The sequence below is a fragment of the Anaerosphaera multitolerans genome, assembly GCF_004006535.1.
GTDB classification, from domain to species: Bacteria; Bacillota; Clostridia; order Tissierellales; family Peptoniphilaceae; genus Anaerosphaera; species Anaerosphaera multitolerans.
On sequence record NZ_RLIH01000004.1, the window covers coordinates 41,384 to 67,200 of the forward strand.

General features: G+C 34.7%; 23 protein-coding genes. 20 read left to right on the plus strand and 3 right to left on the minus strand.

Features of this window, described 5'->3' with window-relative positions; genetic code table 11:
* Nucleotides 1-3: 3 nt before the first annotated feature.
* The 10 genes from EF514_RS03865 (at nucleotide 4) to EF514_RS03910 (ending at nucleotide 13,460) form a co-directional block, all read left to right on the plus strand.
* Entirely contained in the window at nucleotides 4-852 is an 849-nt protein-coding gene (locus EF514_RS03865; protein WP_127724032.1) for a MetQ/NlpA family ABC transporter substrate-binding protein, read from the plus strand.
* 78 nt (nucleotides 853-930) lie between these two features.
* Entirely contained in the window at nucleotides 931-2,424 is a 1,494-nt protein-coding gene (glpK, locus tag EF514_RS03870; RefSeq protein WP_127724034.1) for a glycerol kinase GlpK, read from the plus strand.
* A 269-nt stretch (nucleotides 2,425-2,693) separates the two neighbouring features.
* Nucleotides 2,694-4,760, plus strand: a complete 2,067-nt coding sequence (locus EF514_RS03875; RefSeq protein ID WP_127724036.1) for a sigma-54 interaction domain-containing protein — start codon at nucleotides 2,694-2,696, stop codon at nucleotides 4,758-4,760.
* On the plus strand, nucleotides 4,757-5,704 hold the full coding sequence (glsA, locus tag EF514_RS03880) for a glutaminase A (RefSeq protein WP_338067648.1): 948 nt from the start codon (nucleotides 4,757-4,759) through the stop codon (nucleotides 5,702-5,704). Before EF514_RS03875 ends, glsA begins: the two co-directional genes overlap by 4 nt.
* On the plus strand, nucleotides 5,691-7,112 hold the full coding sequence (locus tag EF514_RS03885; protein ID WP_127724038.1) for an alanine/glycine:cation symporter family protein: 1,422 nt from the start codon (nucleotides 5,691-5,693) through the stop codon (nucleotides 7,110-7,112). The genes glsA and EF514_RS03885 overlap by 14 nt, the downstream gene beginning before the upstream one ends.
* A 689-nt stretch (nucleotides 7,113-7,801) precedes the next feature.
* Nucleotides 7,802-9,103, plus strand: a complete 1,302-nt coding sequence (locus tag EF514_RS03890; protein WP_127724040.1) for a S1C family serine protease — start codon at nucleotides 7,802-7,804, stop codon at nucleotides 9,101-9,103.
* Nucleotides 9,104-9,520: 417 nt separating this feature from the next.
* Nucleotides 9,521-12,133: an S-layer homology domain-containing protein gene (locus EF514_RS03895; protein WP_127724042.1), complete on the plus strand. Its 2,613-nt coding sequence runs from the start codon at nucleotides 9,521-9,523 to the stop codon at nucleotides 12,131-12,133.
* 156 nt (nucleotides 12,134-12,289) lie between these two features.
* On the plus strand, nucleotides 12,290-12,850 hold the full coding sequence (locus EF514_RS03900) for an RNA polymerase sigma factor (protein WP_127724044.1): 561 nt from the start codon (nucleotides 12,290-12,292) through the stop codon (nucleotides 12,848-12,850).
* Between the two features lie 153 nt (nucleotides 12,851-13,003).
* The gene (locus tag EF514_RS03905; protein WP_127724046.1) at nucleotides 13,004-13,225 is read left to right on the plus strand and encodes a DUF1659 domain-containing protein; all 222 of its coding nucleotides are present in this window, start codon (nucleotides 13,004-13,006) and stop codon (nucleotides 13,223-13,225) included.
* Between the two features lie 16 nt (nucleotides 13,226-13,241).
* Entirely contained in the window at nucleotides 13,242-13,460 is a 219-nt protein-coding gene (locus tag EF514_RS03910) for a DUF2922 family protein (protein ID WP_127724048.1), read from the plus strand.
* A 171-nt stretch (nucleotides 13,461-13,631) separates the two neighbouring features.
* Here EF514_RS03910 and EF514_RS10765 read toward each other — a convergent pair whose 3' ends face one another.
* The gene (locus EF514_RS10765) at nucleotides 13,632-13,796 is read right to left on the minus strand and encodes a hypothetical protein (protein WP_164845538.1); all 165 of its coding nucleotides are present in this window, start codon (nucleotides 13,794-13,796) and stop codon (nucleotides 13,632-13,634) included.
* A gap of 315 nt (nucleotides 13,797-14,111) precedes the next feature.
* Nucleotides 14,112-15,170 (minus strand): agmatinase family protein, encoded by a 1,059-nt coding sequence (locus EF514_RS03915; protein ID WP_127724050.1) that lies wholly within the window; start codon nucleotides 15,168-15,170, stop codon nucleotides 14,112-14,114.
* 284 nt (nucleotides 15,171-15,454) lie between these two features.
* Between EF514_RS03915 and EF514_RS03920 the strand changes: the two genes are divergently transcribed.
* Nucleotides 15,455-17,227 (plus strand): phosphoenolpyruvate carboxykinase (GTP), encoded by a 1,773-nt coding sequence (locus EF514_RS03920; protein ID WP_127724052.1) that lies wholly within the window; start codon nucleotides 15,455-15,457, stop codon nucleotides 17,225-17,227.
* A 58-nt stretch (nucleotides 17,228-17,285) separates the two neighbouring features.
* Here EF514_RS03920 and EF514_RS03925 read toward each other — a convergent pair whose 3' ends face one another.
* On the minus strand, nucleotides 17,286-17,855 hold the full coding sequence (locus tag EF514_RS03925) for a xanthine phosphoribosyltransferase (RefSeq protein WP_127724054.1): 570 nt from the start codon (nucleotides 17,853-17,855) through the stop codon (nucleotides 17,286-17,288).
* A gap of 93 nt (nucleotides 17,856-17,948) precedes the next feature.
* Here EF514_RS03925 and EF514_RS03930 point away from each other — a divergent pair, with 93 nt between their 5' ends.
* The 9 genes from EF514_RS03930 to EF514_RS03970 all read left to right on the plus strand — a co-directional run bounded on the left by EF514_RS03930 (nucleotide 17,949) and on the right by EF514_RS03970 (nucleotide 25,722).
* Nucleotides 17,949-18,476 carry a nitroreductase family protein gene (locus EF514_RS03930; protein WP_127724056.1) on the plus strand — a complete coding sequence of 176 codons (528 nt, stop codon included), beginning with the start codon at nucleotides 17,949-17,951 and terminating at the stop codon, nucleotides 18,474-18,476.
* Nucleotide 18,477: 1 nt separating this feature from the next.
* Complete coding sequence (gene tsaE / locus EF514_RS03935) at nucleotides 18,478-18,927, plus strand: tRNA (adenosine(37)-N6)-threonylcarbamoyltransferase complex ATPase subunit type 1 TsaE (RefSeq protein ID WP_127724058.1); 450 nt, start codon at nucleotides 18,478-18,480, stop codon at nucleotides 18,925-18,927.
* Entirely contained in the window at nucleotides 18,924-19,610 is a 687-nt protein-coding gene (gene tsaB, locus EF514_RS03940) for a tRNA (adenosine(37)-N6)-threonylcarbamoyltransferase complex dimerization subunit type 1 TsaB (protein WP_127724060.1), read from the plus strand. The genes tsaE and tsaB overlap by 4 nt, the downstream gene beginning before the upstream one ends.
* Complete coding sequence (gene rimI / locus EF514_RS03945) at nucleotides 19,607-20,074, plus strand: ribosomal protein S18-alanine N-acetyltransferase (protein ID WP_127724062.1); 468 nt, start codon at nucleotides 19,607-19,609, stop codon at nucleotides 20,072-20,074. The genes tsaB and rimI overlap by 4 nt, the downstream gene beginning before the upstream one ends.
* Nucleotides 20,075-20,077: 3 nt before the next feature.
* Entirely contained in the window at nucleotides 20,078-21,073 is a 996-nt protein-coding gene (tsaD, locus tag EF514_RS03950) for a tRNA (adenosine(37)-N6)-threonylcarbamoyltransferase complex transferase subunit TsaD (protein ID WP_127724064.1), read from the plus strand.
* Nucleotides 21,074-21,142: 69 nt separating this feature from the next.
* Nucleotides 21,143-21,592 carry a ribose 5-phosphate isomerase B gene (gene rpiB, locus EF514_RS03955; RefSeq protein ID WP_127724066.1) on the plus strand — a complete coding sequence of 150 codons (450 nt, stop codon included), beginning with the start codon at nucleotides 21,143-21,145 and terminating at the stop codon, nucleotides 21,590-21,592.
* 130 nt (nucleotides 21,593-21,722) lie between these two features.
* A complete protein-coding gene (locus tag EF514_RS03960; protein WP_127724068.1) occupies nucleotides 21,723-23,258 on the plus strand; it encodes a glycoside hydrolase family 26 protein in 1,536 nt (511 codons plus the stop codon).
* Between the two features lie 181 nt (nucleotides 23,259-23,439).
* Entirely contained in the window at nucleotides 23,440-25,032 is a 1,593-nt protein-coding gene (locus EF514_RS03965; RefSeq protein ID WP_127724070.1) for a CTP synthase, read from the plus strand.
* A gap of 177 nt (nucleotides 25,033-25,209) precedes the next feature.
* Nucleotides 25,210-25,722 (plus strand): NUDIX hydrolase, encoded by a 513-nt coding sequence (locus tag EF514_RS03970; protein ID WP_127724072.1) that lies wholly within the window; start codon nucleotides 25,210-25,212, stop codon nucleotides 25,720-25,722.
* Nucleotides 25,723-25,817 lie beyond the last annotated feature (95 nt).

Here is a 25,817-nt window from a genome sequence, read left to right on the forward strand (position 1 = left end):
AAAATGAAAAAGAAATTATTAGTATCGTTGTTAGCTGTTGCAATTTTGTTAGTAGGTTGTAGTAAAAATGAACCTGCAAAGGAAGAAAATACTGCAAATACTGGTGAACCGGTAGCGGAAGCAAGTGAAAATAAGATTGTAATTGGAGTATCACCAACACCTCACGGTGAGATAATTGAAAATCTGCTTCCGAAATTTGAAGAGGCGGGACTTGAAGTTGAAATTGTAAATTATGATGATTATGTTCAACCTAACTTACAGTTAGATGCTGGAGATTTAGATGCAAATTACTTCCAACACGGTCCATACCTTGAAACTTTTAATAAGGAAAACAATTTGGATTTAGTTTCAATAGGCTCTGTTCATATTGAACCAATGGGAGTTTACTCTAAAGATGCAAATTCCATTGATGAAATAGCTGAAGGTTCTGATGTAATAATTCCAAATGATGCTGCAAATGGAGGAAGAGCTTTACTTTTACTTGAGAAAGAGGGACTAATAAAATTAAAGGACAGTACAAATATTCTTTCAACTGAACAGGACATTGTGGAAAATCCTAAAAATATTACAATAGTACCAATGGATGCTCAAAACATTCCGAATGTATATGAAGATGCCGGTGCTGCTGTAATAAATTCCAATTTTGCCATAGGAGCAGGATTAAATCCGACTAAGGATACTATTGCATTAGAAGCGGGAGATTCTCCATATACTAACGTAGTTGCAGTTAGAGCTGAAGATAAGGACTTGGAAAAATTCAAAACATTTATGGAAATAGTTCAATCTGAAGAAACTGAAAAATTTATAGAGGAAAAATATGAAGGAGCAGTAATAGCTGCCTTTGATAATTAATTATAAAATAGGGTTCAATTTTGATTGAACCTTTATTTTTTTATGTATAATATATTTATGTAAGAGAGGAAGGTGGATATGGAAAAATATATTATGGCCTTTGATGCCGGAACTACAAGCAGCAGGACGATTTTATTTGATGGAAAGGGCAACATAGTTTCCCTAGCCCAAAAAGAATTCACCCAATATTTTCCAAAACCCGGCTGGGTGGAACATGACGGAAAAGAAATATGGTCCACTCAAATAGGGACTGCAGTTGAAGCTATGACCATAAAGGGCATAACTGCCAAGGATATAGCTGCTATTGGAATTACAAATCAAAGAGAAACTACTATAATATGGGATAAAAGTACCGGAGAGCCTATATACAATGCAATAGTTTGGCAGTGTAGAAGGACTTCGGAATTTTGTGATGAACTTAAGGCAAAAGGCTATGTAGATACAATAAGAGAAAAGACAGGTCTTGTAATTGATGCTTATTTTTCAGCCACAAAGATAAAATGGATTTTAGACAATGTGGAGGGAGCTAGGGAGAAGGCAAATCAAGGAGAACTTTTATTTGGAACTGTAGATACCTGGCTAATATGGAAGTTAACAGAGGGAAAGGTTCATGTAACGGATTATTCCAATGCATCAAGAACTATGCTCTTTAATATAAATACTTTAAAATGGGACGAGGACATTTTAAAACTTTTAGACATTCCTCTATCTATGCTGCCTGAAGTTAAAAGTTCAAGTGAGGTTTACGGAATTACGTCTTCAAAAAATTTAGGAGGAGAAATTCCTTTGGCTTCAGCTATAGGTGATCAGCAAGCCGCTTTATTCGGGCAAAATTGTTTTGAGGAAAATGAGGCTAAAAACACCTACGGGACGGGAGCTTTTCTATTGATGAACACGGGAGAAAAGCCGGTATACAGTAAGAACGGACTTGTAACTACAATTGCATGGGGTTTAAATGGCAAGGTTAATTATGCCTTGGAGGGCTCTATTTTCGTAGCAGGCTCTGCTGTTCAATGGTTAAGAGATGAGCTTAAATTAATAGACTCTTCAGAGGATTCTGAGTATATGGCGCTGAAAGTGAAGGACACCAATGACTGTTATGTAGTTCCCGCCTTTACAGGTTTGGGGGCGCCTTATTGGGACCAATATGCCAGAGGGACCATTGTGGGAATAACAAGAGGCGTAAATAAGTACCATTTAATTAGAGCGACTTTGGAGTCCTTGGCCTATTTGTCCTACGACGTGCTACACGCCATGGAGGAGGATTGTAAATCCAAGTTGAAAAATTTAAAGGTAGATGGTGGAGCAAGTAGTAACAACTTTTTAATGGAATATCAGGCGGATATAATAGATACTGACGTAATAAGACCGAAAACCATAGAAACTACTGCCTTAGGTGTTGCTTACTTGGCTGGGCTTGCTGTTGGACTTTGGAAAGACTTAGAGGAGCTAAGAGAAAACTTTCAAGTGGACAGGGTATTTAAATCTCAAATGGAATCAAGTGAAAGAATTGAAAAGTTAAATAAGTGGAATAAAGCTGTTCAATCGGCTCTGGGATGGGCAAAATCTTAAAGATACTTTTAGAGTATCTTTTTTATTGTATTTTTAGACGGTTAAGCCCTTAAAATATATGAAACGCTAGCTATTCTTTAATGACATCTTTAATTTAATGGGATTATAAAAAAATAAAAGCTTTACTAATCCCATTTATTAATTTAATATATTAATAAAGTGATTTGAGAAGCTGTCATTTTGTGAGATTTCAAAAACTTTAATATTGGCACGGTTTTTGCATCTTAACTATATTGGGGAAAAACCCAATTTAAAATGAGGGAGGGGAAATGAAAAGAATTACAATTCTTTCAATAGATGAAGATTCAGCTCAATTTTATAAGGAACAGGTAACTTCCATATTTAAGGAAAATATAATAGTGGACTATAGAAATTTGGAAATGGTTCCTATACTTCCAGTTGTAAATACGGATTTAATATTGTATACGGATCCTGAAATTATAAATTTACTTATAGATAAGATACAGTGTAACGTTTCACAACTGATGATGAAGAGAACGATACCAAAGGCTATACTTAGAGAAATCAATAAAATAGAACCTGACAGCAGGGTTTTGGTAGTTAATATAAATGAATTTATGGCAAATGAAACAATGGCTTTAATATACCAGCTGGGAAAGACGGACATATTTATGGAGCCTTACTTTCCGGGGAAAAATTTAGCCGAAAAGGATTTTGATTATATTATTCATGTTGCTCCTGAAAAGTATGATTTTCTGGGAGATATTAAGGCAAAGGACATAGTTACCGGACATAGAATATTAGATGTTTCAAATGTTCTTGATATAGTTTACATTTTAAACATTGATGAAAGTATAGCCAGAGAAATTATTTTAAATATGATGAGTGTAGTTCCGACTTGTTGGTACGGTGTGAACTACTCCATGGAACGCAAGATGATTTCAGAGGCGCAGTTGGATTATATTTTAAATGATTTGGACTCCGGAGTGCTTATACTGGATAAGGACAATGACATAAATACCTTAAATAAAACTTTCTCAAAATTTATAGGAGTGTCGGAAAAGGACATAGCCTATAAAAACTTTTTTGAAGTCTTTAAAGATGAAGAAAATTTAATTAAACTTTTTGAAAAGGGAGAAGTAAAGGAAGAACTTACTACAGTTAACGGTATTGAGTGTTTTGTTACTATTGGAGACATAGAGTACAGCGACGTTTCCTATGGAAAGATGATTTTAATTAAAGAATATTTTGAAGTGGTGGAAATGTTTAATAAGTCCAATAAGATTGTAAAAAGCGGATACTTCTCAAAATATACCTTTGATAATATTATTGGAAATTCAAGTTCTATGAGACGGATAGTAAACGAGGCCAAGAAATTTTCCAAGACGGATCATCCCGTTTTAATTTTAGGAGAAACCGGAACGGGTAAAGAACTCTTTGCCGGAGCCATCCACAATGACTCTCCAAGGAAGAAAGGTCCCTTTATAGCCATAAACTGTTCCACGCTTTCAAAAACTCTTTTGGAATCGGAACTTTTCGGATATGAGGAAGGAGCCTTTACGGGTGCAAAAAAGGGCGGGAAAATCGGGCTTTTTGAAAGGGCCAGCGGTGGAACTTTATTTCTGGATGAAATAGGAGACTTGCCAATGGAACTTCAGCCCAGACTTTTAAGAGCTCTTGAGGAACAGAGCATTATGAGAGTGGGCGGAGACAAGGTAGTAAATATAAATACTCGAATAATAGCGGCTACAAATAGAAATATTATGGAAATGGTTGAGCGCGGAGAGTTTAGAAGAGATTTACTCTACAGATTAAATGTCTTTGAGTTGGATATAGCTCCCTTGAGAGAAAGACCTGAAGATATAACCTGTATCCTAAGCAACCTTATGAGTGAAAAGGGAATAAGTAGAAAGTTCAGCAGAGGATTTGAAATATTTACAAGGAATTATAATTGGTTGGGAAATGCTCGAGAGTTAAAGAATCTCGTAAGCTACTTGGAAGTTATGACAGAAAAAGAAATTTATTTTTATTCCATTCCTGCCTATTTAAAGAAAAGGGAATATTTCAATGAGGATTGTTTAAAATATTTGGTATTAAACTTAATTCACTGCTTAAATCAATTGAAGTTAAGCTCCGGTAGGAGAACTTTGGAGCGGGTGTTTAGTGAAGTTTATTTTAAAATTTCCGAAGTTGAAATTAGAAATATGGTAAATGAATTGGAAAGTTTAAATTTTATAGAAGTAAGTACAGGAAGAGCTGGAAATAATATAACTGAGATGGGAGTGGAATTCTTAGTTAATGAAAGATATCTATTAAATGAAGAGGAAAGTGAAGTAGCAATTAAAATTAAGGAAGAAATGGATGAGAAGTTATGATGGATTTAGTAGAAATAGAACAGAAACTTAAAGCTGCCGTAAAGGATAGCGAGTTTCTAAAAAAAGAGGGAGAAGTGGCTTCTTATATACCCGAACTTGAAAATGTAGATAAAGATAATTTTGGAATGGCATTGACTACAGTTAAGGGACAGACTTTAGCTTTTGGAGATGAAAAAATAAAATTTTCAATCCAGAGTATATCCAAAGTTATAAATTTAATAATGGCTCTTGAAGATTTCGGACCTGAAAAGGTCTTTTCTAAAGTTGGAACTGAAGCCACTGCATATAAGTTTAATTCCCTAATTCCCATAGATGAAAAAGTGGTAAATCCCTTTATAAATGCAGGGGCGATTACCACAGCATCTTTAATAAAGGGGGGAGATGTAGAAGAGAGATTTAATAGAGTATTGGCAAAGGTAAGAGAGCTTTCGGGAAGCGAAGATGTGATTTTCTTGGAAGAAGTTTATAATTCGGAAATGAAAACTACTGACAGAAACAGGTCAATTGCCTATTATTTAAAAAGTAAGGAAATAATAGAGGGAGACTCGGAAGAAATTCTTGACCTGTACGTTAGAAACTGTTCAATTGGTCTAAATGTAAGACAGCTTTCCGAAATAGGCGGCGTACTTGCCAACGGTGGAAGGTCCTTAAAGGACGGCAGACAATTAATAGATAAAAATGTAGTAAAAACTACGCTGTCTTTAATGTCAACTTGTGGAATGTATGAAGAAAGCGGAAGGTATTCTATAGAGGTGGGATTTCCTTCCAAAAGTGGAGTAGGGGGAGCTATTATCGGAATTGTACCGGGGAAGTGTGGAGTATGCACTTATTCTCCAAGGTTGGATAAATTCGGAAATAGCGTAAGAGGTAAGAAAGTTTTAGCGGAAATATCTGAAACTTTAAACTTAAATATGTTTATAGGAGGAAATAATGGAAACTTTTAAGAATTTAACCGGATTTTTAAGCGATAATATATATACTTATTTACTAATACCGATACTACTGGCTGTAGGAATTTGGTATACGATAAAAATAAAGGGAGGTCAATTTACTCACATAGGTCATGCTATAAAGCTGATAACTCAGCCTGCAGGCGTACAGGAAGACGGAAAAGAAGGTATCTCACCTTTTAAGGCATTTACTATTTCCGCAGCATCTCACATTGGAACAGGAAATATCGTAGGTGTTGCAGCTGCAATTGCAATAGGAGGGCCCGGAGCGGTATTTTGGATGTGGATTACAGCGCTTATAGGTGGAGCTTCATCCTTTGTAGAGAACACATTAGGTCAAATATTTAAAGAGAGAAACGAAGACGGTACATTTAAGGGAGGACCTGCATACTATATGACAAAGGCTTTGGGACTTCCTACACTTGGAATTATATTTTCAGTAGTAGTATCTGTAGTTTACGGTTTTATGTTTAATGCAATGCAAGCTAATACTATCGCTGCTGCTTTTAATAACTCCTTTGGAATAGACGTTAAAATAGTGGGAGCTGTTTTAATAGTAATAGTGGCAGTTATAATCTTCGGCGGAGTAAGAAGAATTGCAGACGTTACTTCACTATTGGTACCTGTAATGGCAATAGCTTATATGGCACTTGCAATCTTTATAATTATAAAAAATATAGCTTTTGTACCACATATGTTTGGACTTATTTTTAAATCCGCTTTCGGAATTGATGCCGTAGTTGGTGGAGGAATAGGAGCTGCAATCTTAAATGGAGTAAGACGTGGTTTGTTCTCTAATGAGGCGGGTATGGGTGCTGTTCCTAACGCTTCTGCAACAGCAGACGTATCTCACCCTGCAAAACAAGGACTTATTCAAGCCCTTGGAGTTTATTTAGATACTATATTAGTATGTTCTGCAACTGCTTTTATAATAATCCTTTCAGGAGAGGCGATTTATGCCGATCCTTCATTGGAAGGACTTGCGATAACTCAAAACGCTTTAGCTTCTCAAGTTGGAGGCTGGGCGCAAATGTTTTTAACAGTGTGTATATTTATGTTTGCATTCTCATCAGTAATAGGAAATTACTATTATGGAGAAAACAACATAGCTCACTTGGGCTGGGGGAAATCAGCTCTTAACGGATATAGAGTTTTAGTGCTTATAATGGTATTCTTAGGTTGTGTAGGAGATTTCTCCCTAGTTTGGAATACAGGAGACGTATTTATGGGTATTATGGCGCTTATTAACCTTGTGGTATTGCTCGCACTTGGTAAAATTGCAGTGGAAACCTATTATGATTATTTTTCACAGCTTAAAGAGGGCAAAGAGCCTGTGTTTAAAGTGTCAAATATAAAATCTCTAAAGAATTTGGAAGATAAAGTTGAATGTTGGGATAAATAAATTATTAATAAGTGAGTTTAAACTTAACAGCTTATTAAATTTATAAGTATATAAAGTAAAAGAGTCGTATAGTGAACTGAACCCCCTAAATCCGAATAAGGATTTGGGGGTTTTAAATGTTAAAATATAGTTTAAAATTTAAGCTTAAATAAAATAGACATAAAATAAAACGACCAAGTTGGGAGTTCTTGGTCGTCTTTTTCCAATCATGTATCTATATTTTATATTTATATATGAAGGAAAATAAGATTGGTATAAAATTCTTAACTAATCACAAGGGGGGTTTCCTTACATTAATTAAGTACAATTATAGTTTACACTATAATTTATGGGTGTAATATAAAATGCTTAGTTAATTGATAGTAAATATCATTAACTGTATTAAGTATAATATACTTTTAATAATTTGTAAAGAGGAAAATGAAAATAATTATCAAAAACTTTTAAAATATAAAATCCTTTATAGTTTTGGAAGGTGGCGACGTTTCTATGTATATATTAATTACTATGAAGCCTTAATATTAATTTTAAATTATAATGTCTTTATTTTTTAAACTTTAAGCTAAATTCAAGGTTTAATGTTTACAATAATAATAAGAAAAATCACAGCTTTTTTAAAAAGTACACACTATTTTCACAAATTGTTTTTAAAATAGGGTATAGGTTATTAATAGAAGGAGTGGAATGCTATGGATGAAAACAATACTTATAATAACTATGAAGTAAATAGTTCAAACAACGGCACAAATATTTATAATAATAAGAAAGAAAAGAAAAAATCGGGGAAGGGCATAATAGCACTGGCGCTGATTTTTGCAATAATAGGAGGAATAATAGGTTCTTCAATAACCTATTTTGCAATAGGACAAAACAGCACAACAACAAATGGCGGAAAAACTCCCGAAGTAAACATAACAACTTCAGGGAATACAAATGTGGCGACTGCCGTTGCAATGAAAGCAATGCCCTCAGTGGTAGGTATAACTACCTCAGGCGAAGTTATTACACCTTTTTTTGGAGCAATTGAAACTCAAGGAACAGGTTCGGGAATAATAGTTGATAAGGACGGCTATATACTTACAAATGCCCATGTGGTTTCTCTAAACAATCAAATTGTGGAAAATCCTCAAGTTCTTTTAAATGATGGAACCAGCGTAGTGGGGAAAGTTGTCTGGTACGATACGGCTATTGATATTGCAATAGTAAAAATTGAAACCGACGTGGCAATCCAACCGGCTACCTTAGGAAATTCCGATGAGTTACAAATAGGAGAACCTGCCATAGCTATAGGAAACCCGATAGATATGGCCTATCAAAGAAGTGTTACACAGGGAATAATCTCCGGACTAAACAGATATGTGGGACAAGTAAGCGGCGGAGGTTATATGACAGGTTTAATTCAAACCGACGCTTCTATTAACTCAGGAAACTCCGGAGGACCTCTATTAAATCAAGAAGGAGAAGTAATCGGGATAAATACGGTAAAACTTTCAACTGCCGAAGGTCTTGGTTTTTCAATTCCAATTAATTCCGTAAAGAATATATTAAAACAGGTAATAGAAACGGGAGAATATAGAGTGGTATCTTTGGGAGTTCAACCTTTAGATGCAACAGAAGTTCAAAGGTACTTTAAACAAAACTTGGGAGTTAAAAACGGTGTCTTTGTATTAAATGCCATTGACGGTTCGCCGGCTGCACAAGCGGGTATAAAGTCGGGAGATGTAATAATTAAAATAGATGATTCCGACATTGAAACAGTAAATGCCCTAAAGTCAAAACTATATGAATATGAAATAAATGATAAGGCAGAGGTTACTGTAGTAAGAGGCGGAAAGGAAGAAGCTATTGAAGTTACCTTTACGGAATATTCGGAACCCAGCACTGAAGTACAGGAAGAGGAACCGTCCGCCGGTAATCAGGTAACTGTACCTTATGACGAGGGAAGCGTACAAAATATATTTGAAGATATATTCTCAAACTTCGGAATGTAAGATATTAAATAACAGTGTAATATTATTAGGGAGATAAAGAAATTCTTTATCTCTCTTTACTTTTAGAAATAATAGTGTAATATAATAAAAGGGTTAAAAATCTGTAAAAAAAACGGCTGATTTATCTGTAATTAAGTGGATTTACACGACTTATTTATCAGATATAAAATTTAAGCCAAAAGCTCTGCTATTGATGAATACAGGAGCCTAAAGAGGTTACAGCTTTGTAATATAACTGTAATTTTACTTTTAACCCAACTGGTGTATAATATTAACAAAGAGGACAATGACAACTAAATATTAATTCGGTTACGAGTAATGTTTACTTGTCGTACCTCTGAGCTGTTTCGTTCAAACAGCAACAAAAGTTAAGACTTTTGTAGGTCTACAAAAATTTTAAGGAGGTCGAAAGACAAGATGAACAAGAAATTATTATCCTTAGTACTAGCTTTAGTAATGGTACTAGGAACATTCACAAGTGCTTTCGCAGCTACAACAACTACAGAAACAACTGACGAAAAGTTAGGCGAAAATGTAGAAACTGTTGAAAAAATTGTTGGAAAAGATAACAAAATCCAATACATTATCGACAAAAAATTTGTTGAAGGCTACGAAAATGGTGATTACGGATATGATAAAGAAATCAAAAGATCTGAAATCACAAAACTAATCGTATTTGCTAATGGTAACAAAGAATTAGCAGAAAAACTACAAGGTTCAATGAAACTTTACAATGACGTTGATACTGCTTACTGGGCTAACGGAGTTATTTCAGTAGGAACTACAGTACCTTCATCAGCTAACGGTTTAGCTATGCTTAACGGTTACCCAGATGGAAGTTTCAAACCTGAAAAGAACGTAACTTATGCAGAACTTGCAAAAATGTTAGTAGTTCTAGTTAAAGAAGACTTAACTGCTGATATGATGAGAGAAGCTAATGCTAAATGGGCTACACAATGGATGTCATGGGCAGCTCAATTAGGAATTCTTGATGATGTTACAGTAGCTAACTCAGATGCTCCAGCAAACAGAGCTGACGCATTTACTATGCTATATAACGCACTTTACAAAATGCAAGAATTCAAGAGAGTTCCGGCTAACGAAAAAATTGGTGTACTTTCTAAATTAAGTAGAAGTGAATTAACTCTTAACCAAGATTCAGAACAAAAATACACAATTACTGATGATACAGTATTTGTAAATCTTTATGGTAAAAAAGAAATTTCTAACACTATTAAAGTTAAAGACATTACTAATCCAGATTACTACTACGGTTCATTAGTAAGAGTTATGTATAACGACAAAAAAGAAGTTACACATATTCTTGAACTTGGTAATCCAGAAGAAATGGCTCTAGGTAGAGATATTCAATCAGTTGGTAAAAACTCAAGATGGAAAGGCGTTGCTGATAGTACTGTTTCTACAGGATTTAATGATATTAATACACTAAAAGATAATATTGACAAAGTAGACAAAACTTTAGGTTATGCATCAATAGCTTTCAAATCAGGTAACGTGGATGTTAAAGAAATAGTATTCCATAATGTTAAGAACAATGATGGAAAACTTTTAGATTCATATGCATTAAAAGTTAATGACGATACTAAAGTATATGTTGCTAACCCAGCAAATGATCAAATGAAGGAAGTTAAGGACATTTATGAAGCTTTAAGATTAATCGGTTTTAAAGACAATTATGAAGTAGTTCCTAACGTATATGCAGGATTTGATGCTAAATCATCAAAAACTCCAGCTTATAATCCTGAATATTCAGGAAACACTGAAACAGCAAAAGTTGTAGTATTTAACGTAGTATCTAAAGAAGCTTCTGCTACTCTTTATAGAGTATTAGAATCATCTTCATCACTAGGAAGCGCTATAGTTGAAAATACTGACGGTGAAAAATTTGATAAAGAACACTTTACAAGCGTTGGACAATTCCCATATAACTATGGTGATAAGTTTGATGTTATTAAGGTAAGAAATGGTATTAACGAAGCTGTTACTACAGTTCTTGACCACAGTGATACTGACGAATATCCAATAGTTGAAGTTGTTAAAGTTGACGGACAGGATATTGACGTAAAAGGTACTGGTGGAAGATATGCAAGAATTAATATTTCCGGAGCTGACGTATTTACTAAGAAGTTAGCCCTTAAAGAAGGTACTATAATTCAAGTAAAAGCTGAAGAAAAAGGAAATCCTAAAAACGAAGTTTCAATAGTTTCTATCAAACCTGAAGGAACTGGCGCAAGCACTTGGGATTTAGCGGGAAATATTGATAAACATTTTGTATCTAGTAATGATAGAGAAGTTCAATCAGTAGGTATCTTAGATTATGGTAATATTGGAGGAATAAAATCTATCACAACTAAATTGACAGATGATTCTCTAGGAAATATTGATGACTACAGAAATGCAGAATTCAAAATTTCTGATGAAAACTACGCAAAATTCTTTAATGCTACTGATGCTAATCCAATAGGATTAATTCCGTTCCTTGAAGAATATGAACAAGAAATTAGAGATGCTAAGCTAGATAATTTAACTGAAAGAACTATTCATTTACAATTTGCTGTAAACAGAAATACTGACAGTAATTCAGACCTATATTACACAGCTTCTAAATTTGAAGTTAAAGTTAATAACAAATGGGTTCCTCTAGCAGATGCTGTAAAAGAAATTAAATCTCATTTCGAAGATAAAAATGCTGTAATTGCATTAATTGAAGCTTTACCGGTTGAAGACGAAGTAGAAATAGCTGATAAAGCAGATATTGAAGATGCAAGAGAAGCTTATGACGCTTTAAAAAATAAAGATGGTATTGACATTGATAAGTTAATTAAGGCTGAAGAAGAACTTGAAAGACAAGAAGTTGCTTTGGAAAAAGTTATAGCTTATGAAGATTTAAAAGCAGCAAATGCAGAACAATCTGAACTTGATCAAGCACAAAATAAAGCTAAAGATCTTATAGAGTTGATTAAAAACGAAACTGTTAAAGAAGCTTATTCAAATAGAATAGATCTTTAAAAATTACTAAAGAACTTAAACCTAAGAGAGAAATCTCTTAGGTTTTTCTTTTTGTAGAAAGATAGTTTTCTAAAAAATACATTAATACCCTTGCATTAAAAGGCAACTCCCTTTATAATAAAAAGAACAAACGTTCTAAATAAGGGAGTGATTTTTATGTACGAAGTTATTAATAAATTATGTATAAGGGCGAAGGTGGGAGATGAGGAAGCAAAGATATTACTAATAGATAAATTAAGTCCTCTTATAAAATCTTCTATTAAAAAATATTGTCCATTGTGGGACTACTATGAAGATCTTTACCAAGATGGAGTTTTAATTTTACTGGAATGTTTAAAAATTCATGATGAAAAGAAAGGTACATATTTAAATTTTTTAAAAAACTATTTAAGGTTTTATTATTTGGAAACTTTTAAATACCTATTAAAAGACCATGGAACTAAAGTACCTTTGGAAGATGAAGAAAAAAGTTATCTTGAAGAGTTACAAGATGATTTCAGCATTGAAGATTATTTTTTAAGTTTGGAGTTAAGCGAAAGTTTAAAAGCTGCTTTAGGAGATTTAACTTTACGCCAAAGAAAAGTTGTCCTTTTATTTTACTACAACAAACTTTCTTTAGATGAGATAGCGGCTAAACTTAATATAAGTAAGTGGACAGTGGTAAATACTAAGAGAAGAGCTGTTGAAATTCTTAAAAGGACTTTGGCCTATAAGTAGCTAAAGTTTAAAATAGCTAGTTATATTTAGCCTATTAGAAATTCTTCTTTGATATTAGATAATTTTAAATAAATATTCTAAAGATTAAAAATATTTTAATTACAATAGCAACTTTTACTAAAATTTCCTATATATATTATAGGAGGTGAGAATATGGCAGTGGAAAATATTTTATCTACTAAGTTAAAGGTTGAATTTGACGACGGTTTTTATGACAGTGGAAAACAAAAATTAAAGACCAAGACATTTTCAAATGTAAATCCGCAGGCGGAGCTAAGTGCTTTATACAATACGGCTGAGTCGCTGGGTAATTTCAGTACTAGAGAAGCTTTGGGATTTAAGAAAGTTGTGGAATCGGAATTAGTTGAGGGTTAGTAAAAGGAGGTAAATTATGGACAATACTAAAACTTTGGAAATGGAATTGGAAGATGTAAACGAAAGAACTTCCAAACTAAGTGTTATTGATCCCAAGGACGACCTTGTAAAAGAAGACATAGTAAACTTTGAACAGTTAATAATTGCAGGTGAGGTTTTTCTCGGACCGACAGGGGCAGTAAAGAAAATTTCCCGCGCCTATATAAGAGAAGTTAACATTAGAGAACTTATATAGTCGGAGGAAGTTATGGAGTTGAAATTGTGTGGGGCAAGGGAGAGTATAACTTCTAGGGCTGGTTATTTATTCCTAAGAGTTAGAGATGTAGCTAAAAGAGAAAAAGAGCATTGAGTTTAAATTAAAGTGTTAAAACTTATTTAAAGCTCAGTGCTCTTTTGTTTTTAGTTTTTATTTAGCCTCTTGGTCTTTTTCTTTTTTCTCCTCTGATTTTTTCTTAACATATTTGTATAGATAGAGGGGACTTTTGGCTATTAGACATAGGGGACAAAATCTATACTGATTTTGCATTGCTTTTATTTCTTCATTATAATCTCTATTTGAATTATTGTTCATCTTCATTCCTCCCACGATTAATAAATCTTAAATTCAAATTGTATATTAGAATTTTAAAATATAAATATTTAAAAGTTACTGTGGTTTTATAATATTAAAGTTTAAAATAATATTTATTATTTAAAGTATACCCAATAACTATGATTTTTAAGAATAGTAGAATAAGGGAAAAATAAAAGCCGCCATAAGAATGGCGGCGATGTTGTAAACTACATGATGTAATAGTTCCTAAGTATAAGTATGTTGGAACATATTTTAGTTTACAGCATACCTATGGGGAATGTATTTAAATATTATTATTCTTTTCTTTCAGATTTACTTTAAAGGTAGACGTTTGTTTACTACTAATGAACACAAGGTGTCACAGATAATACGAACGCCCATTAAAGCAGTTTGTTGATTAGCATCGTCATATGGAGGGCTGACTTCAACCACTTCCATTCCGATTAATCCCGGTTCAGCAAGTTTCTTTACAAGACGAAGCACTTCTCTTGGAAGTAATCCGCCCGGCTCAGGCCATCCGGTTCCGTTGGAGATACCGCTGTCAATAACGTCTACGTCAACGGTTAAGTAAACTGCCTTTACGCCGTTAGCCCATGCTTTTTCAAGAGCTATTTCGGCTACTTTGTCAACTCCTAAGTCTACGACATCGTCAACTGTAAGTACAGTTTGACCACGTTGTTTTGTTCCCGCTGCAGCTCTGGCGTCGTTTTGCCAACCGCCGATTCCAATATGGACTATGTTTTTAGGGTCTAGGTTTGGAATTGAGCCTGCGTGGTAAAGTGGCGTGTCGTGCATTTTTTCTCCCATCATAAGTGGAGTCATGTCAAGGTGTCTGTCCAGTTGAATAACACCTATATTTCCCTCTACTGCTTTTGTAACTCCCATAATAGTTCCATAGGCAATGGAGTGGTCTCCTCCCAATACTACAGGGAATACATTTTGTTTTACGATTGAAGATATGGCGCTACTTAGTTGTTCCATTTCTCTATCTATTTGATGGATGGAGTAAATGTCGCCGATATCTCCCATTTGCAACTCTAAAGCCAGGTCGATTCCTGCTTCAAAGTTATAGGTTTTAAATAATTTTGATATAGAACGCATCGATTCTGGGCCGAAACGGGTACCCGGTCTAAATGTGGTACCCACATCAAATGGGGCGCCTACAAAGGCTACGTCTAAATCTTTAACATTGTCTAAATCTACAATGTATGGTGTTTTTAAAAATGTTGCTATGCCCGCATATGAAGGTGTATCACCTCGTACGAAAAGTGGCAAATCCTGAGTATGTGGACTGTTTTCCATGCCACCCATTTTCTCGACAAGTTTTTCAGCTGCCAAAAGAGCCTTTTCTCCATGAGTATTTGCTTTCATCTTATTACACTCTCCTTAGTATAATTACAACGTCCCATAGATTATACTGCTCAAAAAGACAACCTTATTACTTAAGGTCAAATATAGGGTATCACACTACAGGGGTAAAGTCAAATACAGAGGTGTAGCAGAAAAATGACTTTTAAATTACAAAGTATAGATATTTTATTATTTTAGTATAGCTATTTCAAATAGTATTTAAGATGTATTAAATTGTATAGGAGCTTAATTATGTTATAATAAATAGAAATTAATATAACCTATTAAAATCTAGGAGAAGATAAATGACTAATAATAAATTTGTAATTAATTGGATAGAGGAAATGGCGGAACTTTTAGAGCCAAGTGAAATTATGTGGATTACGGGAGAACAATCCCAGCTGGACCAATTAAAAGAAGAGGCAATTAAAACGGGAGAGCTAATCCTTTTAAATCAGGAGCTACATCCCGGATGTACTTTACATCGCTCTGCTGTAAATGATGTGGCAAGAGTGGAGGACAGAACTTTTATCTGTACTGAAGACAAAGAAGATGCGGGACCTAATAACAACTGGATAGCACCTGAGGAGATGTACGGAATTATTAAGCCTATTTTTAAGGGAGCTATGAGGGGAAGGACTATGTACATAATTCCCTATAGTATGGGGCCTGTTGATTCACCTTATTCCAAAATCGGTTTTGAAATTACCGATTCCATCTATGTGGTTTTAAATATGGATATTATGACGAGAGTAGGTAGAAGAGTACTGGAGAGGCTGGGAGAATCTGAGGACTTTGTAAAGGGAGTCCATTCAACGGCGGAGCTGGATGATAAGAAGCGTTACATTGCTCATTTTCCCGAAGACAATACTATTTGGTCGGTAAATTCAGGTTATGGCGGAAATGTACTTTTGGGAAAGAAGTGCTTTGCTCTTAGAATTGCATCTCATCAGGGGAAAAATGAGGGATGGATGGCTGAGCATATGTTGATATTGGGAATTGAAAATCCTCAAGGAGAGGTTAAATATATTGCGGGAGCTTTTCCTTCAGCTTGTGGAAAGACCAACCTTGCTATGTTAATACCGCCTGAGGTATATAGAAAAAAGGGTTATAAGGTTTGGACTGTGGGAGATGATATAGCTTGGATGCATATAGGGGAAGACGGCAGACTTTATGCTATTAATCCTGAAGCGGGTTTTTTCGGAGTGGTACCGGGTACTAATGAAAAGTCAAATCCAAATGCGCTTGGAACTATGGAGAAGGACACTATCTTTACTAATGTGGCTCTTAATTTAGACAATGGAAGTGTATGGTGGGAGGGACTTGATTCCAATCCTCCTGAAAATGGGGAAGATTGGAAGGGAGATGCTTGGAATGGGAAAACCTCTAAAGAAAAGGGAGCTCACCCAAATTCAAGGTTTACTTCCTCTGCAAGAAATTGTCCTTCAATAAGTCCTCACTGGGAAGATCCTCAAGGTGTTCCAATTTCAGCAATATTATTTGGAGGTAGAAGGGCAAAGACGGCGCCTTTAGTATATGAGTCAAGAGATTGGCAACATGGGACTTTTTTAGGGGCAACTATGGCCTCTGAAACAACAGCTGCCATAATTGGTGATGTAGGTGTAGTAAGAAGAGATCCTATGGCAATGCTTCCTTTCTGTGGCTACAATATGGGGGATTATTTTCAACACTGGCTTGATATGGGAGGAGAACTAGGCGATAAGGCTCCAAAGATATTTCACGTAAATTGGTTTAGACTTGATGAAAATGGGGATTATATGTGGCCGGGATTTGGCGACAATATGAGAGTGTTGGAATGGATATTAAATCGTTGTGAAAATAAAGTTGATGCTGAGGAAATTGCAATTGGTTATATTCCAAAAGCTGAGGATATAAACCGAGAGGGTGTTGAAGAGGAAGTATCTCTTAGTAAAGTTAGGGAGCTTTTAAAGGTAAATAAAGAAGAATGGTTGGAAGATGTGGAAAATATAAAAGAATTTTTCAAACCCTTTGGAGATAGATTGCCTGTTGAAATAAAAGATGAGTTAAATAAGTTAGAGGAAAATTTAAGAAATTAAAAAATGTAGGCTACTGCCTACGTTTTTTTACGGGTTAAATACTATAATATTTTAAATGTTAAAATTGAAACTGTTCATTTTCAATACTTTTAATAACTGCAAGAGAAAGTAAATCATAGCCCATATCTCTTATAATTTTTCCGCCTTCCTGAAAGCCCTTTTCCACAGCTACGGAAATACCGCTTACTTTTGAACCGGCTTGATTTGCCACGTCAATAAGACCTTTAAGGGCATTCCCCTCAGCTAGGAAGTCATCAATAATAATTAAATTATCATTTTCATTTAAATATTTTTTAGAGACTGTAACTGTATATTCCTTATCAGTAGTAAAGGATTTTACTAAGGATTGATAGACGTCAGTGCCGAGATTTTTATTTTTTTGTTTTTTTGCAAAGACCACGGGAACATAGTTGAATTTTTGTGATAGAACTGTTGCAAGAGCTATTCCTGATGCCTCAATGGTCAAAATTTTATTTATATCTTTATCTTTAAAATGTTGATAGATTGCCTCACTTAATTGTGAAAGAAATTCAATATCCAATTGGTGATTTAAAAATGAATCAACTTTTATTATATTTCCATTTAATATATAACCGTCTTTCTTTATACGTTCTTCTAATAATTTCATCGAACCCCTCCCTTTAAATATTATTACAGAAAAATACTTATTTTTAAAGTCTTTTATGTATAATATATATAGAACTATTTAGGAGGTAATACGATGTTTAACGAACTTGCAAAAAAGAGAAGAAGTATAAGAAAGTACACAGATGAAGAAATCTCTGAAAAAGACTTAAATTTAATTTTAGAAAGTGCACTATTATCACCTACCGGAAAAAATTTAGATTCTAAGAGATTTATAGTTATAAAGGATAAGGAAATGCTGGAGAAGCTTTCCAAGTACAAGGTAAGCGGCGCGGCTTTTTTAAAGGGAGCAAGTGTGGCAATTGCTGTAGTAACTAATAAGGAGCTTGCAGCTACTACTTATAATCAGGATGCTTGTATTGCAGCGACCTTTATTCAACTTCAGGCTGAGGACTTGGGCTTGGGCAGCTGTTGGGGAAATGTAACCACTGCTGTTAATGAAGAGGGTAGACCTTCACAGGAAGTTTTAAAAGAATTACTTGAAGTTCCTGAGGAGTATAATGTAGAATGTGTTATTGGAATTGGACATAAGGCGGAAGAACCAAGAGAAAAAAAAGAACTTGATTTTAAAGAGCATGTATTTTTTGAAAAATTTAGAGGTTAAAATGCAAATTAGTTTAAAAGATGTTGAAGAAACTAAAGTATTTGGCATTAAACTGGGAAAACTTTTAAGGCCCGGTGATGTAATCTGTTTAAATGGAGATTTAGGCGCGGGAAAGACAACGCTAACTAAAAGTATTGGAGAGGGAATGGGTATAGAGGACTATATCACCTCTCCTACTTTTACCATTATAAATGAATACTATGGTCCTGTTAATCTCTATCACTTTGATACCTACAGACTTGAAACAGAAGAGGATATTTTCTACATGGGCTTTGATGAATATTTTTATGGTGACGGAGTTTGTATAGTTGAATGGGCTGATAAAATTAAAGAAGCGCTGCCTGAGGATTATTTAGAGTTAAATATAAAAAGAAAAACCGGAGAAGAGCGCATAATAGATATTGTAGCAGTGGGACTGCGTTCACAGGAACTTTTGGAGGAATTGAAATGAGAGTATTGGGAATTGACACATCAACATTAAAAACTTGTGCGGGATTAATTGATGATGGAAAGGATATTGCATCTTTTGAACTCTCATCAAATATGTTTAACTCCGAAGAATTAGTTGAAATGGTAGGAGATATATTTAAAAAGCTGGATTACAAGCTAAAGGACATTGACTTAATAGCTGTGGGAATAGGTCCGGGATCTTTTACGGGAACTAGAATAGCAGTTACCATTGCCAGAACTTTTGCTCAAACTTTAGGAATAGAGATAAAGGGAGTTTCGTCCTTAAAGGCAATGGCTTTAAACTATGAGGGAGAGGGAATTATTCTTCCCCTTTTTGACGCTAAAAGAGGAAGAGCTTATTACGGCATCTATAAAAATCAAGGTGAAATAGAAAATTTAAAAGAGGACTCATTAAAACACATAGATGAAATAATGGAGGAACTTAGAGAGTTTAAAGAGGAAATAGTAGTTCTTGGACCGGGACGAGATGTATTTTTGGAGAACTTGCAAAAGGAGTTTAAAGTAGTAAAATATAAAGACGGTATGATCCACGGGACAAATGTGGCTCATTTAGGACAATTGGAATATGGAAAATTTGGAGGAGACAATTTATTTGAAGTCCTGCCGAATTATATTAACCCTTCTCAAGCTGAAAGGGAGTTTGGAAAGAAAACAAGGTGTTGAATATAGAAAAGAAGAGCTTTAGAAAAGCAAAAACAGAGGATTTAGATAGAATAATGGAAATTGAAGAAGCTTCTTTTGATACTCCATGGTCAAGGGAAGCTTTGAAAATGGAAATTGAAAGGGATTTAATTTCAGAAGTGTATGTAGTGGAAGTCCCTGATGAAGATGGAAATGGAAAAGTAGTGGGCTTTTTAAATTTCGTAAAACTCTTTGGAGAAGTTCACATTAACAATGTGGCAATAGATGAGGATTACAGAAATTTGGGAATTGGAAGTTTTTTACTTTCCAATGTATTAAAAGAACTTGGAAATAACGGTTTTGGAAATTGGGATATTACTCTTGAAGTAAGACATGACAATTTTCCGGCGATTAATTTATATAAAAAATTTGGATTTGTAGAAGAGGGCATGAGAAAGGACTATTATAAAATAGGATCTCATGCAATAATTATGTGGAAGAGGTGAGAGATGAAAGTTTTAGCAGTGGAATCATCCTGTGATGAGACTTCGGTGGCTGTAATAGAGGATGGAAGAAAAGTGCTTTCAAACGTAATTTCATCCCAAATAGATACACATAAAAAGTACGGAGGAGTAGTGCCTGAAATTGCTTCAAGACAACATGTGGAATCCATGAACAGCGTACTGGAGGAGGCAATTACACAGGCCGGCATAGATAAAGAAGAAATAGACTTAGTAGTTGCTACAAAGGGGCCGGGATTAATTGGAGCCTTACTTGTGGGGATAAGTGCGGCAAAAGCTTTCGCCTATGCCATAGACAGACCTTTTGTGGGAGTAAATCATATCTATGGTCATGTATGTGCCAATTATATAAGCAACAGTGATTTAGAGCCGCCCTTTATAGGCTTAATAGTTTCCGGAGGTCATACCTACCTAATAAAAGTTAGAGATTATGTGGACTTTGAATTAGTTGGAAGAACTAGAGACGATGCGGCGGGAGAGGCCTTTGATAAAGTTGCAAGAGCTATGGGAATAGGATATCCCGGAGGACCTATAATAGATAAGCTTGCCAAAAAGGGAGAGGACAACTTAGGCTTTCCAAGAGTTATGTTGGAAGAGGGAAGTTATGATTTCTCTTTTAGCGGCTTAAAAACAGCAGTGATTAACTATTTACACAACAAAGAACAAAAAGGGGAAGAAGTGGTAGAGGAAGATGTGGCAGCTTCTTTTCAAAAAGCGGTTACAGATGTATTAATTGAAAAAGCTGTAAAGCTTGCTAAAGAAGAAGGCATGGATAAAATAGTACTTGCGGGAGGCGTTGCAGCTAATGAAGGGCTGCGTAGAGATTTAGAGAAAAGGGCTAAAGAAGAAAATTTAAAAGTCTACTACCCTGAAAAAATTCTCTGTACCGATAACGCAGCTATGATTGCATCGGCGGGATACTATTTATATAAAAGCGGTAATATAGATGAGGACAATAGAGCCAATCCGAATTTGGGACTGTAAAGTCCCTTTTTTATTTATTAATTTGAAAAGGGATGTTATAATTTTATTATAAAAGTATTAGGAGGGCTTATGAAATTAGGTTTTGGAAGTGACCATGCAGGTTATGAACTTAAGGAAGTTTTGTTTAAGTACTTAGAGGAAAAGGGATATGAATGTGTGGACTATGGAACGTATAATTTGGACAGAGTGGACTATCCCGACTACGGTAAGATTGTGGGAGAAAAAGTAGCAAGCGGCGAAGTGGACAAGGGAGTGCTGGTATGTGGAACGGGAATTGGAATCTCTCTTGCCGCAAATAAAGTTAAAGGTGTAAGGGCGGCAGTATGTTCAGAGCCATATTCTGCAAAGATGACAGTTAAACACAACAATGCCAATATAATTGCAATGGGTTCAAGAGTTGTGGGAGAGGACCTTGCAAAAATGATAGTGGATATGTTTTTAGAGGCAGAATTTGAAGGCGGTCGCCATGGAATGAGAGTGGATAAAATTTCACAAATTGAAGAAGAGTATTTTAAATAAAAGTGCAGCTTAGCTGCATTTTTTAATGCACAGAATAATAATAAAATTAAAAATAAACAACTTTTTATCCTTTGTCATTTACTTTTCAATATTGTATACTATAACCTAGTATGAAAAAAAGGAGTTGTTTATGAAAAATAAATGTAAAAGTGTTTTATTATTTTTATTTTTTACTTTAGCGCTAGTAAGGCCTGTTTATGCAGAGGGTGCCTTTGAGCTTTCGCCTATTAATGGAGAGAAAAATTTACTGAAAAACTACGTTGACGGATATTCCATTGAAGTTCCAAAGGCGTCAAAGGTAGTATGTGATGGTAATTATTATAAAACTGAAATCAGTTATGGAAACACCTCATTTAAGATTTTTATAGAGGATCCAAGTGGTAAAAATTTCAATTATGCAGATTATGAGTACTATAGTTTAAAGGGTTTAAGGGACAACCAGGGAGAATATGAAGTTCTCTATGACGGTATTCAGCCAACAGCTATAGGTAATTTTCGTGCTTATCAATTTAACAGACAAAAATTAAGTGCAGTGGAGAATGATAAGAATCATTATTTAATTTTGATAAGGAATATGGGAAATAACAAATTTGCCACTTTTATGATTAAGTCCTCAAACTCTATAAATAAAGAAGAAGTGGTGTCAATGGTGGAGACATTTAAGATGGACGTTAAGACAAAGGAAGTTCCCGTAGTTCCTGTAAAACAAAGTATACTTATGGATTCGGCAGGACAGGTCCAATCGGGAAGAGTTTTAAGTGAAGATACTTCTAAGCTTTATTATAATGACTTTTTAAGTGCGGGTAGTACGAAGTGGGGAATTTTTGTTCAGGACTTTTGGAGAAATACAACGATGAGCGACATTGAGGGAAAGATTGACCACAAGTTTAAATATGCGCTTTTATACCACAGCTTTAGCTTTAACAATGAACAGATAAGAGAGGCCATTAAGTATTGTAAAACTTGGAATAAAACCTTGGAGTTTACTTTCCAAACTGATATAGTAGACGGTAAAAATCAAATATATTCGGTTTTAAACGGAGAACGAGACGATTCCTTTAGAGAAATGGCAAGGATTATAAAGGAAGAAGAGCATCCTACTTTGTTTAGAATAGGAAATGAGATGAACGGGGACTGGTGTAGCTATTCCGCTTGGAATACAGGTTTGGATTCAGATATTTACATTGCCTTTTATGAGCATATTTACAGTATATTTGAGGAAGAGGGAGCAAATCCATATGTGCTCTATGTATTTAATCCAAATGGAAGGAACTTCCCTGATTTTAAATACAATGATGAGTCGCTATATAGACCTAGGGAAGATCATTATGATATTTTAGGACTTACCTTATATAATACGGGAACCTATTATAGCGATGAGAAGTGGGAAAGTTTTGATGAGCTTTATACAAAACTCTACAGGGATTCTGTAAAAATGTATAATAAGCCTATGATGATTACTGAATTTGCATGTAGTACAGTGGGCGGCAACAAGGTGGAGTGGACAAGAGATATGCTGGAAAAAATAAGTACTAAGTATCCCAAGATTAAAGTGGCAGTTTGGTTTAACGGCATTGACTTAGATGCGCAGGGTAATCCTGCCAGAGTTTATAAAATAGATGAGCCTGCAGAGGTTCTAAATGTATTTAAAAACCATTTAAAATAAAATAGCTTAGGCTATTTTATTTTTTTGGTACAGTGAGTTGACAAGAAATAAAAAAATATGTATCATAAAAGAAAACACCTCTAAAAAAGAGGTTATATTTTTTTTCATATTGGCGAGGACTTTGCCAATTTTTTGTTTTTTAAAGAGAGTTTTAAATTGTTCATGGAAATAGGAGGAAAGTATGACCAAGTTTATATTCGTAACTGGCGGAGTAGTGTCGGGAATAGGTAAGGGAATAGCAGCGGCAAGTATAGGAAGATTGTTAAAGGATAGAGGGCTTACTGTGTTTATGCAGAAGTTTGACCCCTATATTAACGTAGACCCTGGGACTATGAGCCCTTACCAACATGGAGAGGTTTTTGTGACAAAGGACGGTGCGGAAACAGATCTTGATTTGGGACATTATGAGAGATTTATAGATGAAGAGCTTACAAAGAGAGCAAGTATAACTACGGGAAAAGTTTATTCAAAGGTAATTGAAAAAGAGAGAAGAGGAGACTATAACGGTTCAACTGTCCAAGTAATTCCCCATATAACTGATGAAATAAAAAATGCAGTATATAAAGCTGCCAAAGAATCCGAATCTGACATTGTAATTACGGAAATAGGTGGAACTGTCGGCGATATAGAGGGACTTCCCTTTTTAGAGGCAATAAGGCAGATTCACTCTGAGAATAAAACTGAAGATGTGCTATTTGTTCATACTGTTTTAGTACCTAAAATTCCGGGCTCTGATGAGTTAAAGACAAAACCTACTCAACACTCCTTTAAACAACTTATGAGTTACGGAATAAAGGCCGATATTATAATTACAAGGGCTGACGGAGAAATTACAGATGCAATTAAAGAAAAAATATCTTTATTCTGTGACGTGCCCAAGGAGGCAATTGTAGAATCCAAGACTGCCGAGTTAATCTATGAAGTGCCTATAATATTTCATGAACAGGGACTTGATGAATATATATTAGATAAATTGCATTTGGAAAATCAACCTGACTCCAAAAAGTGTTGGATAAAAATGGTAAATAAATTTAAAAGTGCTTCAAAGGAAATCGAAATAGCCTTAGTCGGAAAGTATACAGACCTTCATGACGCTTACCTTTCAGTAGTACAGGCTTTAATGGATGCGGGATGTACTAACGGCGTAAAAGTGAAGATGAGATGGCTTGCCTCTGAAGAAATAGAAAAAGAAGGCGGAGAAAAGCTTTTTGAAGGTGTAAAGGGTATAATAGTTCCCGGCGGTTTTGGACGAAGGGGAACTGAAGGTATGATTAAAGCAAGTAAGTATGCAAGAGAAAATAATATTCCCTACTTGGGAATTTGTTACGGAATGCAAATAGCCCTAATAGACATTGCCAGAAATAAACTTGGTTTAAAGGGCGCAAACAGTACGGAAATAGATGCTGAAACTCCACATCCGATAGTTGACCTTTTGGAAAATCAAAAGTCCATAGATGCCATTGGAGGAACTTTAAGACTTGGGGACTATAGCTGTACTTTGGAAGAGGGAACTGTAGCCAGAGAGTTATACGGGATGGAGGACATTCTGGAAAGACACAGACATAGGTATGAATTTAATAACAGTTACAGAGGTGAAATTCGTAAAGCGGGAGTTGTATTTTCGGGAGTAAATGAAGATTTGGATTTAGTTGACATAATTGAATTAAAGGACCATAAATTCTTTATAGGATGCCAATATCATCCTGAATTTAAATCCAGGCCTAACAAAGTTCATCCGCTTTTTGACGGTTTTATAAAGGCATCAATAAATTAAAACAGGCATAGCCGGTGGGCTATGTCTTTTAAAATTTTAAAACTTTAAGTTTAATTTTAAATATATATCAGTATCAGTTTAAAGTTTTTAAATAAACTAAAAATTCTTTAAAGACTTTAAACTATATAATTTACTTTAATTAGACTAGTTGATATACTTATTTAAAGGTGAGTTAATATGGCGGAATTTTGGGATGTATATAATAGTAAGGGCAAAAAAAAGAATAAAGTTATAAAAAAAGGACAACCTCTATTAGAAGGGGAATACCATCTAATTGTGGAATGTTGGATTAGGTGCGGAAAGAATTTGTATTTATTGCAAAAACGAAGCGCAAATAAGAAGATGTTTCCCAATATGTGGTACTGCTCGGCGGGAGGTTCAGTCCATGCAGGTGAGGAGCCGAGAGACGGTTTAATTAGAGAGGTTAAAGAGGAGCTTGGTCTTGATATATCAAAGGATGAAATAAAACTTAAGAGAATAATTTTTGAGGAGTCCAGTATTTTTTACATATATTTAGTTGATAGTGAAGTTGATTTAAATTCTCTTAAACTGCAAAGTGAGGAAGTGGCAGAGGCAAAAATAGCATCCCTTGAAGAAATTAAGGAACTGATTAGGGAAGGAAAAATGATATACTTAGATTACTATGATAAGTTTTTTAAGTCCGTTGAAAAAATACCTTATTTAATATAAAATAATTAAAGATGGCAAGGTTTTAAAGGACTAAAATACAATTGGATTACCTGTTGTTATGGTTAAAACCAAGGAATGTCTCTTAAAGGAGACTT